Origin of the sequence: Streptomyces sp. 2A115 (genome assembly GCF_052245575.1) — a bacterium.
Taxonomy (GTDB): Bacteria; Actinomycetota; Actinomycetes; order Streptomycetales; family Streptomycetaceae; genus Streptomyces.
Genome location: NZ_JBQQCG010000057.1, coordinates 66,605 through 77,770, shown reverse-complemented (window position 1 = coordinate 77,770; position 11,166 = coordinate 66,605). Strand labels below are relative to the sequence as shown.

The following is an 11,166-nucleotide window of genomic DNA, read 5'->3' as shown; positions in this document are numbered from 1 at the left end:
CGTCCACGACACAGCCCACCGGCTCGGTTGGTCGAACTGGCGACGCCGCCACCAGGCCCGATCCCAAGCCAGCCACTACCGACGACAAGCCACTCAGGAATGAAGATCACGAACTACGGCTGGAGTACTAGGGCCTGTGTGGGGTTGTGATCCGGATCAGGGAGCGGGGCGTGGTGCGTGCGATCGCAAGGCGCCGGAAGGCCCTAGTAGCTCCGTACGAGGGCATTTCGGCAACGCGGCGAGCGTGCGTGCCACGCCCCGCGAGCCCAGATCACAACCCCACACAGGCCCTAGTCGTCGTCCCCCAGCACCGGCTCCGGCAGTGTGCCCGCGTTGTGTTCCAGCAGGCGCCATCCGCGGGCGCCCTCGCCGAGGACGGACCAGCAGCAGTTGGAGAGGCCGCCGAGGCTCTCCCAGTGCTGGGACTCCAGGCCGAGGAGGCGGCCGATGGTGGTGCGGATGGTGCCGCCGTGGCTGACGACCACGAGCGTGCCGTCGTCGGGGAGTTTATCGGCGTGCCGGAGCACCACGGGGGCCGCGCGGTCGGCGACCTCGGTCTCCAGTTCGCCGCCGCCCCGGCGTACCGACTCGCCGCGCTTCCACGCGGCGTACTCGTCGCCGTACCGGGCGATGATCTCGTTGTGCGTCAGTCCCTGCCAGACGCCCGCGTACGTCTCGCGCAGACCCTCGTCGTGCGACACGGTGAGGCCGGTCAGCGCGGACAGCTCACCCGCGGTGTTCGCCGCCCGCTGGAGGTCCGAGGCGACGATCGCGTCAGGGTTCAGGGACGCGAGCAGCCGGGCGGCTCGGCGGGCCTGGCCCACGCCGGTCTCGGTGAGCTCGACGTCTATGGTTCCCTGGAAGCGGCGCTCCACGTTCCACGAAGTCTGCCCGTGCCTCCACAGGATGACGCGACGCCCCCGGCCCGGCTTCTTCCCGGCCCCGGCACCGGCCGAGGCCTCCGCTCCGGCGGTCACCGCAGCTCTCCGCGCAGCTCGGCGGCTTCCTCCGCGTCCTGCAGCTTGGCGTGCTCCGCGCTCTTGCCGCGGGTCGCCTTGGCGTCGGCGGGCAGGTCGAGCTCGGGGCAGTCCTTCCAGAGCCGCTCCAGCGCGTAGAAAACGCGCTCCTCGCTGTGCTGGACGTGCACCACGATGTCCACGTAGTCGAGCAGGATCCAGCGGGCGTCACGGTCGCCCTCGCGGCGCACCGGCTTGACGCCGAGCTCCTTGCTCAGCCGCTCCTCGATCTCGTCGACGATCGACTTGACCTGGCGGTCGTTGGGCGCGGAGGCCAGCAGGAAGGCGTCCGTGATCGACAGCACGTCGCTGACGTCGTACGCGATGATGTCGTGCGCGAGCTTGTCGGCTGCCGCCTGCGCGGCGGTGGTGATGAGCTCGGTAGAGCGGTCAGTGGCGGTCACTACAAGGCTTTCCGTCGGCGGTCAGGAGTCCCCGAGGGGATACCCCAAGGGTCTCACGGACCGCCGACGGCACCCCACGTGATTGGCGGACGCGCCTCGGGGACGCTCCGGGCACCCGCCGCACGGGCGACGAAGCCCCCGGAAGCCGACCTGTCACCCGCCCCGCCGTCTCCGCTCGGTGTCCCGTCACCCGCCCGACGAGGCAGTGACCTTGTAGTTCTGCCCCAGTACGACCGACACGTCCGCGTTCGAGGTGACCTTGCCCTTCTTCACCGAACTCGTGGGCAGCCCCAGCGTCTTGGCGACCTCGACCGCGTCCGCCTTCCTCGCGGCCTCGGCGTATGTGATCTGGGACACGGTCTGCGCAGCGTCGGTCCTGCCGCTGTCGACGAAGGTGTAGCCGCCGTTGAGCAGCACCACCCTGGCCTGTTCGGTGGCGTCGTCGTTGCCCGTGGCGTTGCGGATGCCGACCTGGACGGCCGCGCCCTGCTCGGGGCTCTTCGCGGTGCCGCCGAGCACCTCCTTGACCACGCTGTCGCTCGCCTGCGCGCTCAGCCTGCCGTCCGTCCGGACCGGCAGCATCGCGGTCTTGTACTCGCCCTCCTTGGCCCGGTCGGCGAGCCTGGCCAGGAACGCGCCCAGGTCCTTGTCGCTCAGCGAGGGGTCGAGGATCTGCGCGAGCGTCTGAACCGTGGTCGTCGCGGCCTGCGCGTCCGACGACAGCTTGCGCAGCACGCCCTGCATGACCTGCCCGAACCGCTCCAGCTGCGCGTTCTGCGACTCTCCGGAGGCGCGGTACGTGGCGTATGCGACGGCCATCTTGCCGCTGAGCGTCTGGCCCTCGCCCTTGGTGACGAGGGGCGCCGTGCCCTTCTTCTTCGCGTCCGGGTCGGGCACGTCCGCGTTGGTGTCGATGTCGATATTGCCGACGAGTTCGACGAGGTTGTTCAGGTACGGGGTGTCGAGGCGCCAGGTGCCCTCGATGTCCGTCCCCAGCACGGTGTCGATTCCCTCGCGCGTCCCGGAGGAACCGTCGTCGTCGACCGACTTGGCGAGCGTGGTCGTGGTGCCGTCCTCGTCCGTCAGGGCAAGGGAGTTGGGCAGCAGCACGGTGGTGCCCCGCTTGGTGGTGGTGTTGTTGACGAGCAGCGCCGTCGAGGTGCCGCCGCCCTTGGTGTTGTGCAGGTGGACAGCGATCACGTCACGCTTCTGGGCGCCTGCGGCGGTCGTCGCGCCGGGCTTCGAGTCGGACGACGTGCCGGGCAACTGCCCGGCGTACCAGAGATAGCCGACCCCGCCGGCCGCGACCAGCGCGAACACCACGACCAGCGCGACCACACGGCCGCGGGCCCGGCGCCGGGCCTCCTCGCGTCGCTCGGTGCGGTTCTCGGTGAACTTCAGCCAGTCGATGACGTCTTCGGAGTCCTCCGGCTGCTCCTCGACGAAGGCGAACTGCTCGGTGCGGTAGTCGGGTTCAGCCTGTGGCCCACTCTCCGAGGGCGCCGAGGATTCCCTCGGACCTGCCTGCTGCGGGATGTGGGCGGTCTGCTCGGCGACTTGGGGTTGCTGCTGACCCGTGTGATAGGGCGACACAGGTTGCTGCTGACCGGCGTCATACGACACCACAGGCGACGCCGGCTGCCCCATCGCGTACGGGTCGTACCCGTATCCCTGTCCCTGCCCGTGCCCGTACGCCTGTCCCTGCCCGTATGCCTGTCCCTGTCCCTGCCCGTACCCCTGCGGCTGTCCCCCATAGGGGTCGTACGAGCCGTACTCCTGTGAGGCCTGAGGAGCCTGCGGGACCTGCGGGACCTGCGAAGCCTGGGAAGGCGGTGGCACCTGCCGGTACACAGGCTGCCCGAACTCGTCGTAGCCGACGTGCTCGTACTGGTCGCCGCCGTACCCAGCGTCGTATCGGTCGTTCACCGGTGCCCCTCTCGGCTCACTCGCCGCGGTACAGCTCACGCTTGTCGATGTAGCGCACCACACCGTCCGGCACCAGATACCAGACCGGGTCGCCGTTCGCGACTCTGTCACGGCAGTCCGTGGACGAGATGGCGAGCGCGGGGACCTCGACGAGCGAGACACCGCCTTCCGGCAGACCGGTGTCGGTCAGTATGTGGCCGGGCCGGGTGACCCCGATGAAGTGCGCGAGGGAGAACAGTTCCTCGGCGTCGCGCCAGGTGAGGATCTGGCCGAGCGCGTCGGCGCCGGTGATGAAGAAGAGGTCCGTGTCGGGGTTGAGCACGCGAAGGTCGCGCAGCGTGTCCGTGGTGTAGGTCGGGCCGCCGCGGTCGATGTCGATGCGGCTCACCGAGAACTGCGGGTTCTCGGCGGTCGCGATGACCGTCATCAGATAGCGGTCCTCGGCCGGGGAGACCTTGCGGTCGCTCTTCTGCCACGGCTGGCCGGTCGGCACGAACACCACCTCGTCGAGGTGGAACTGCGCGGCGACCTCACTGGCCGCCACGAGGTGCCCGTGGTGGATCGGGTCAAAGGTTCCGCCCATGACGCCGAGGCGGCGCTTGCCCGGGTTCGACGGGCCGTTTCCCGGGCCGCGCCGTACGCCCCGCGCCGTACCGCGCTCCGTGTCGCTCGCCGGACCGGTAGGCATGTCCTGCTCTCCCATGCGTTCAGACCCTACCGGCCCGGCCGACGGGCCCTGTCGCGCGGGCGTCAGCGGTCCCGGTTGAAACGGGTGGTGATCCACAGCAGCAGCAGCAGGGCGACGAAGGCGCCGCCGCCGGTCAGGAGGGGGCTGAGGCTCTCGTGGTTGCCGCCGTGCTCCTCGCCCTCGGCGGCAAGTGTGACCAACTGGGCAGCGGTGCTGTGGAAGCTCATCTTCGGCAGGACCTATCCGATGGTGGTCCCCCGCTCGAGCGAAGTCGAGAGTGGGGGAGGGCGGGACAACGACTTCCGCACATCGTATGCGGGGGCCGCCGCCCCCATCACTCCGACTCCGCCGTTGGAAAGCGGCGGGGGGGAAACCGACGGAAAGTCGTCGAGAAGTCGATGAGCTGTCGGGAACCTTCTGCCGGTGCTCAGTCGTCCCGCTTGTAGCCGCGCAGCAGGAACCAGGCGGTCAGCACACAGCCGACGACCATCACGATCAGCACGACACGGAGGAGATTCCCCGCCCCCTGCTGCTGGGCGGCGCTCGCGGCCTCGGCGAGCCAGGATTCGGGGGGGTGCTCCATGACGTTCGACTCCTTCGCTGTACTGCCCGTCCACGGTATCTCCGCCTAGGCTGGACCCCGCCTTGGGGGCACAGAAGGCAATCAAACGCATGGGGGACCACATGCCAGAAGAAAGCCACGAGAACGTTCCGAGCAGGCAGCGCCGGCGCTTCGAGGGGATCTCCTCCCGGGCGTACGAGCACCCCGCCGACCGCTCGGCCCTGGTCGCCCTGCGCAAGCTCAGCGGCTTCGACACCGTCTTCAAGGCGCTCAGCGGCCTGCTCCCGGAGCGCAGCCTGAGGCTGCTGTTCCTGTCGGACTCGGTGCGCGTCTCGGACGCCCAGTTCGCGCACCTCCACGACATGCTGCGGGACGCCTGTTACATCCTGGACCTGGAGAAGGTCCCGCCGATGTACGTCAACCAGGACCCGCAGCCGAACGCGATGTGCATCGGCATGGACGAGCCGATCATCGTCGTCACCACCGGCCTCGTCGAGCTGCTCGACGAGGAGGAGATGCGGGCGGTCGTCGGCCACGAGGTGGGCCACGCCCTGTCCGGCCACTCCGTCTACCGCACGATCCTGCTGTTCCTGACGAGCCTCGCCCTCCGGGTGGCGTGGATCCCCCTCGGCAACCTCGCGATCATGGCGATCGTGACGGCCCTGCGCGAGTGGTTCCGCAAGTCCGAGCTGTCCGCGGACCGCGCGGGCCTCCTGGTCGGCCAGGACCTGGAGTCCTCGATGCGCGGCCTGATGAAGATCGCGGGCGGCAACCACCTGCACGAGATGAACGTGGACGCGTTCCTCGCACAGGCCGAGGAGTACGAGGCCGGGGGCGACCTGCGCGACTCCGTGCTCAAGATCCTCAATATGCTCCCCCGCTCCCACCCCTTCACCACGGTCCGGGCCGCCGAACTGAAGAAGTGGGCCGAGTCCCGCGACTACCAGCGGATCATGGACGGCCACTATCCGCGCCGCGACGAGGACGGGAACACCTCGGTCACGGACTCCTTCCGGCAGTCGGCGACCAGCTACGCCACGGACGTGAGGAACTCCAAGGACCCGCTGATGAAGCTGGTCAGCGACATCGCCGGCGGCGCGGGCGACCTCGGCGGCCGGGTCCGGCGCGGCTTTGGTGGCTTCGCGACCGGCTCCCCCAAGGACCAGCCGCGAACCGACCGCCCGGACGACGAGAGCCCCAACGGAAGCAACGGCACCGTCTGAGCAAGGGAGCAAGGACAGCCGGAGAGCTACAAAGGAGCAGGGACCAGGGAAGAACTACAAGAACTGGAAGAACAACAAGAGCTACAGCTTGGGCTGGGCGCTGGCCGCCAGCGACCCGCACAGCGCCGTGGCACTGCCCGTCGCGAAGGGGTCGGTGCCGGCCGGACCGCCCGCCTTGGCCGTCTCTCCCGCGAGCAGCGGACGCAGATGGTTCGTCGCGTCCTCGGCACAGGCCAGCGGCCCGGCCTGGACGTAGGAGACAAGGAGCTCGGTCTGGCGCATCCGCAGATCGTCGCGGTCGAACCGGAAGTGCAGCTCGCGCCGCACGGTGAACAGCGAGGCCTTGGCGTCCTGGTCCGAGCCGGCCGGCCGCAGCGCGTAGACGAAGGTGTGGTCGGCGGTGACCTCAAGGGTGTCGGAGTCGGTCTCGGCGGCCGCCAGCGTGCCCTGCACCCGGATCTTGGGGTCGGCCAGCTCGGCCTGGTTCGGGTCGAACCGGACCAGCCAGCCGGTGGGCGCGTGCCGCCCGTCCGCGACGGGGTGGTCGAAGCTCTCGTCGAACTGGTCGAGCTGCTGCGGGTCGAGCAGGATCCGGGCGGGCCGGGTGGCGCCGCCGGTGAGCACGTCAGGGTCGAGCGCGGACTCCACGAGGTAGTCCTTCGCCGTGGTCAGGGCAGTGACGACCTGGCTGTCGGAGAAGTGCGCGGTGCGCCGGGAGGCGGGCAGAGTGATGCCCTCGGCGCCGACGCGGAACTGGTCGGCCGGGCTGTGCGCGTACAGCGCCTCGATGTCGGCGGAGCCGGGCACGGCGCTCTGCGGCGCAAGGGGTATCACCGTCATCCGCAGCGGTTCCGGGGGCTTCACCGCGGGGGTCTGGTACGGGTGGCGTACACCCATGTAGATCGCGGTGCCGAAGGCGACGGCGATCAGCAGGACGAGGATCAACGCCTGCCGGGACAGGCCGCGGCGCAGCGGCGGACGACGGCGGACGGCCGGGGCGTGGTCGGTGATCCGCTCCTGCGCGGAGAACTCCTGGAGGCGGGCAGCACGAACGAACGACTCGTCGAAGACGACGGATCGGTACTCGTCCTCTCCACCACCGGGAGCACCCTCGGGTGTCCCCTCAGGTGGGTTTCCAGGCCCGCCCATACTTTCAGAGTAGGTCTCCTGGACCCCAGGTAAACGCCCTGGTACACGACAAGTTCTGACAGGTCCTCACCAGGATCGCCCGAGGGTCCCGGACCTGCCCCTACGGGCTGCGCGGCAGTGTTTCAAACCCGTTTCACAGGCTGTGAAGCCGAGTTTTCAACCTGTCACGGCCCGCCATCACGGAGTGCGCGGCTCAGCCGAGACGGCCGGCTGGGAGTAGTCGGCGGAGGCCGAGGGACCCACTGCGCCGCCTTGTTCGAGGCCGGTGGAGGCCGGCGCCGGGACCTGGTCCTGGCGGCCCGAGGACGCGCCCCGGTAGACCGCGGTGAAGGCGAGCGCGACCATGCCGATGCCCATCACGAGGGCGAGCATCCAGGCGACGGGACGGTGCCAGCGGGCCTGTTTCCCGTACGTCCCCGCGCTGCCGAAGCCGCCGTGCAGAACGTCACGGTCGTCGAGGTCGTCCAGCTCCGGGTCCTGGTCGAAACGAGGACGGCCGTCGGGCCCGAACCCGTCCTCGTAGAGCTCGTCGTCGCCGCGCACGCCCCGGGTGTGCGCCCGGCGTGCCTCGGCCTCGGAGGCCTCCGCTCTCGCCTGCGCGGCGGCCAGGAGGCGCTCGACGGCGGTCGGCTCGTGAACCGTCGCCGCCCGTACAAAGGCCTCGTCGAAGACCACGGAGGCGAACTCTTCGTCCGCACCCCCGCGGTCGCGGTCGTCGTCGGGCTCCCAGCCGTCAGGGAACGGCGTGCCCCCCACGTCCTCCGGCACGAATCCAGAGTAGACCGGGGTGGTCAATTTGGGCAGACGGTAAGGAAATTCATCCGCCTGGCGAGACGCTTTCTTTGAGGGGTTCCGGAGTGTCTCGTCGCGGTGGGGGCTCAGCGGCGGATGTGTCCGTCACCCGTGACGATGTACTTCGTGCTCGTCAGCTCCGGCAGCCCCATCGGCCCCCGCGCGTGCAGCTTCTGCGTGGAGATGCCGATCTCGGCGCCGAAGCCGAACTGGCCGCCGTCCGTGAACCGCGTGGACGCGTTCACGGCGACCGTCGTGGAGTCCACCAGCTGGGTGAATCGGCGGGCGGCCTGCTGCGAGGTGGTGACGATCGCCTCGGTGTGCCCTGAGCTCCACAGCCGGATGTGGGCGACGGCCTTGTCGAGCGAGTCGACAACGGCGGCGGCGATGTCGTACGACAGGTACTCGGTGTCCCAGTCCTCGGTTGTGGCCTCGACGACGGTGGCCTTGGAGTCCTTGGCGTACGCGAGGACCCGCTCGTCGGCGTGCACGGTGACCCCGGCGTCCGCGAGGGCGTCGAGAGCGCGCGGCAGGAACTCGGCGGCGATGTCCTGGTGCACCAGCAGCGTCTCGGCGGCGTTGCACACGCTGGGCCGCTGCGCCTTGGAGTTGATCAGGATCTCGATCGCCATGTCGAGGTCGGCGTTCGCGTCGACGTACACGTGGCAGTTGCCGGTGCCGGTCTCGATGACCGGGACGGTCGACTCCTGGACGACCGTGCGGATCAGCGAGGCGCCGCCGCGCGGGATGAGCACGTCGACGAGGCCGCGGGCGCGCATCAGCTCCCTTACGGACTCCCTGCCGTCGCCCGGCACGAGCTGTACGGCGTCGGCGGGCAGGCCCGAGCCGCCGACCGCGTCGCGCAGGACGCGGACGAGGGCGGCATTGGACTCGTAGGCCGAGGACGAGCCGCGCAGGAGCACCGCGTTGCCGGACTTCAGGCAGAGGGCGGCCGCGTCGACCGTGACGTTCGGCCGGGCCTCGTAGATGATTCCGACGACGCCGAGCGGGACGCGGACCTGGCGCAGGTCGATGCCGTTCGGCAGCGTCGAGCCGCGGACGACCTCGCCGACCGGATCGGGCAGCGCCACCACGTCACGTACGTCCGAGGCGATCGCGCGGATCCGCTCGGGCGTGAGCGTGAGGCGGTCGATGACGGTCTCGCTGGTGCCGGCCTCGCGGGCGCGATCGACGTCCTTGGTGTTGGCCTCGACGATCTCGCTCGTACGGACCTCGAGCGCGTCCGCGATCGCGAGCAGCGCGTCGTCCTTCTCGGCCCGCGGCAGCGGAGCGAGGTCGGCGGCGGCGCCCTTGGCACGGTAGGCGGCCTGGGTGACCGGGGACATCGAGTCGTACGGCGAGAGCGTGGTCATAACACGCAGGGTAGTGCGCCCGCGAGAGGTGTTCAGCCGTTGTCCCACACCGCGAGACAGGTCCCGACATGCCCTAGAAAGGGTGTACGCCGACGGGGGTGGCGGGCAGCGGCCCGTACCCCTCCGCGATCCGATGGTGGTAGGTCTCGCGGTCGATGACCTCCAGGCCGACGATCTCCCAGGGCGGCAGCTTCGCGGTCTGGCGGTGCTCGCCCCACAGGCGCAGCGCGACCGCCGCCGCGTCGTGCAGGTCGCGGGCCTCCTCCCAGTAGCGGATCTCCGCGTGATCGTTGGCGTACCGGCTGGTCAGCAGAAAGGGATGGTCATGGGCGAGCTGTTCGAGTCCGCGCCTGACCTCCTTCAGCGGGGCCTCGTCGCCCGAGACGCTCAGCGTGACGTGCCACAGTCGGGGCAGGTCACGCGGGTCATCGCCCTCGTACGTGTCACCGGCCGCGACGCTGGTGAGGGTCCGCTCCTCGCCGGCCGGACGGGAGCCCGCTCCACCGCGGGACGCCGCCGCCCCAGGGCGCACTCGTCTCACGACGGCCTCCTTTACGCAACGGGTCCGCTCGGACTCTGGGGGTCTCCCTGAAACAAAGTTGAGCAGGTGGGGCGGCTCCGTGTGGCGCTTTTACCGAACGTCCCCCACGGGGGGCCGCCCTTTCGGCCGTTTACGGGTGCAGCAGCACCAGATCGTCCCTGTGTACGACTTCTCGTTCGTACGCGGGACCCAGCTCGCGGGCCAGCTCGTGTGTGGAGCGGCCGATCAGCTGCGGGATCTCCTTGGCGTCGAAGTTGACCAGCCCCCGGGCGACCGCGCGCCCCGCGCTGTCGCGCAGCTCGACGGGGTCGCCCGCGACGAAATCGCCCTCGACGGCCGCGATGCCCGCGGGCAGCAGCGAGGTGCGCCGCTCGACGACCGCGCGCACGGCCCCGTCGTCGAGCGTGAGGGCGCCCTGCGGGGTGGACGCGTGCTGGAGCCACAGCAGGCGGTCGGCGGAGCGGCGCCCGGTGGCGTGGAAGTACGTGCCGGTGTCCCGGCCGGCGAGGGCGTCGGCCGCGTGCACGGCGGAGGTGAGGACGACCGGGATGCCGGCGGCGGCCGCGATCCGGGCCGCCTCGACCTTGGTGACCATGCCGCCGGTGCCGACGCCGGCCTTGCCCGCGCTGCCGATGTCGACGTGGGCGAGGTCCGCCGGGGTGCGCACCTCCGCTATCCGCGACGTACCGGGGCTGCGGGGGTCGCCGTCGTACACCCCGTCCACGTCGGAGAGGAGGACGAGCAGATCGGCGCGTACTAGATGGCCGACGAGGGCGGCCAGCCGGTCGTTGTCGCCGAAGCGGATCTCGTCCGTGGCGACCGTGTCGTTCTCGTTGACGACCGGCAGGGCGCCCATCGCGAGGAGCTTGTCGAGGGTGCGCTGGGCGTTGCGGTGGTGGGCGCGGCGGCTCATGTCGTCGGAGGTGAGCAGCACCTGGCCGACGCGGATGCCGTAGCGGGCGCAGGAGGCGGTGTAGCGGGCGACGAGGAGGCCCTGACCGACGCTGGCGGCGGCCTGCTGGCGGGCGAGGTCCTTGGGGCGGCGGCGCAGGCCCAGCGGGGCGAGACCGGCGGCGATGGCGCCGGACGAGACGAGGACGATCTCCTTCTCTCCCCCGCTGCGGGTCTTGGCGAGTACGTCCACGAGGGCGTCCACGCGGTCGGCGTCGAGGCCTCCGGTGGCGGTGGTCAGGGACGAGGACCCCACCTTGACGACGATCCGGCGGGCTTCCGCCACGTCCTGCCTTGCTGCCGCCTGCCTTGCCGCTGACACGCTTTACCCCAATGTTCCGACCAGCCCGGTCTGTGCAATCTACGTGAGGGCGGCCTTGGGGTGCCCCCGCGTTTCGAGGGGCGGGACACCATGAGTGATCATAGGAACTCAGAAGCAGGCGATCATTGGGAGACGTATCCCGCGCCTCGTTGGTTCCCTTCCGTTTGATCCGTTATTCGGTGATGCGTCCCACGGAAGATTGCTAGGCGGGGCGCGGAA

Annotated in this window: 12 protein-coding genes; 1 reads left to right on the top strand and 11 read right to left on the bottom strand. The window is 70.2% G+C overall.

Going from position 1 to position 11,166, the window contains the following annotated elements:
• Positions 1–290: 290 nt before the first annotated feature.
• The 6 genes from ACTWQR_RS37110 to ACTWQR_RS37085 all read right to left on the bottom strand — a co-directional run bounded on the left by ACTWQR_RS37110 (position 291) and on the right by ACTWQR_RS37085 (position 4,617).
• A complete protein-coding gene (locus tag ACTWQR_RS37110; protein WP_443231631.1) occupies positions 291–977 on the bottom strand; it encodes a histidine phosphatase family protein in 687 nt (228 codons plus the stop codon).
• Positions 974–1,420: a ribosome silencing factor gene (gene rsfS, locus ACTWQR_RS37105; RefSeq protein ID WP_443231630.1), complete on the bottom strand. Its 447-nt coding sequence runs from the start codon at positions 1,418–1,420 to the stop codon at positions 974–976. The genes ACTWQR_RS37110 and rsfS overlap by 4 nt, the downstream gene beginning before the upstream one ends.
• 186 nt (positions 1,421–1,606) lie before the next feature.
• Complete coding sequence (locus ACTWQR_RS37100) at positions 1,607–3,346, bottom strand: LCP family protein (protein WP_443231629.1); 1,740 nt, start codon at positions 3,344–3,346, stop codon at positions 1,607–1,609.
• A gap of 16 nt (positions 3,347–3,362) precedes the next feature.
• On the bottom strand, positions 3,363–4,049 hold the full coding sequence (nadD, locus tag ACTWQR_RS37095) for a nicotinate-nucleotide adenylyltransferase (protein ID WP_443231628.1): 687 nt from the start codon (positions 4,047–4,049) through the stop codon (positions 3,363–3,365).
• A 47-nt stretch (positions 4,050–4,096) separates the two neighbouring features.
• Positions 4,097–4,261, bottom strand: a complete 165-nt coding sequence (locus ACTWQR_RS37090) for a hypothetical protein (protein ID WP_443231627.1) — start codon at positions 4,259–4,261, stop codon at positions 4,097–4,099.
• Positions 4,262–4,461: 200 nt separating this feature from the next.
• Complete coding sequence (locus tag ACTWQR_RS37085; protein ID WP_443231626.1) at positions 4,462–4,617, bottom strand: hypothetical protein; 156 nt, start codon at positions 4,615–4,617, stop codon at positions 4,462–4,464.
• A 101-nt stretch (positions 4,618–4,718) separates the two neighbouring features.
• On the opposite strand from ACTWQR_RS37085, the gene ACTWQR_RS37080 reads away from it, so the two are divergent.
• Positions 4,719–5,819 carry a M48 family metallopeptidase gene (locus tag ACTWQR_RS37080; RefSeq protein WP_443231625.1) on the top strand — a complete coding sequence of 367 codons (1,101 nt, stop codon included), beginning with the start codon at positions 4,719–4,721 and terminating at the stop codon, positions 5,817–5,819.
• Positions 5,820–5,900: 81 nt separating this feature from the next.
• On the opposite strand, the gene ACTWQR_RS37075 is transcribed toward ACTWQR_RS37080, so the two are convergent.
• The 5 genes from ACTWQR_RS37075 to proB all read right to left on the bottom strand — a co-directional run bounded on the left by ACTWQR_RS37075 (position 5,901) and on the right by proB (position 10,911).
• On the bottom strand, positions 5,901–6,968 hold the full coding sequence (locus ACTWQR_RS37075; RefSeq protein WP_443231624.1) for an SCO2583 family membrane protein: 1,068 nt from the start codon (positions 6,966–6,968) through the stop codon (positions 5,901–5,903).
• A 177-nt stretch (positions 6,969–7,145) separates the two neighbouring features.
• Positions 7,146–7,736: an SCO2584 family spore wall biosynthesis protein gene (locus ACTWQR_RS37070; protein ID WP_443231623.1), complete on the bottom strand. Its 591-nt coding sequence runs from the start codon at positions 7,734–7,736 to the stop codon at positions 7,146–7,148.
• Positions 7,737–7,846: 110 nt separating this feature from the next.
• Entirely contained in the window at positions 7,847–9,133 is a 1,287-nt protein-coding gene (locus tag ACTWQR_RS37065; protein WP_443231622.1) for a glutamate-5-semialdehyde dehydrogenase, read from the bottom strand.
• A gap of 73 nt (positions 9,134–9,206) precedes the next feature.
• Entirely contained in the window at positions 9,207–9,665 is a 459-nt protein-coding gene (locus ACTWQR_RS37060; protein ID WP_443231634.1) for a hypothetical protein, read from the bottom strand.
• Positions 9,666–9,804: 139 nt separating this feature from the next.
• Entirely contained in the window at positions 9,805–10,911 is a 1,107-nt protein-coding gene (gene proB / locus ACTWQR_RS37055; RefSeq protein WP_443231621.1) for a glutamate 5-kinase, read from the bottom strand.
• Positions 10,912–11,166: the final 255 nt, after the last annotated feature.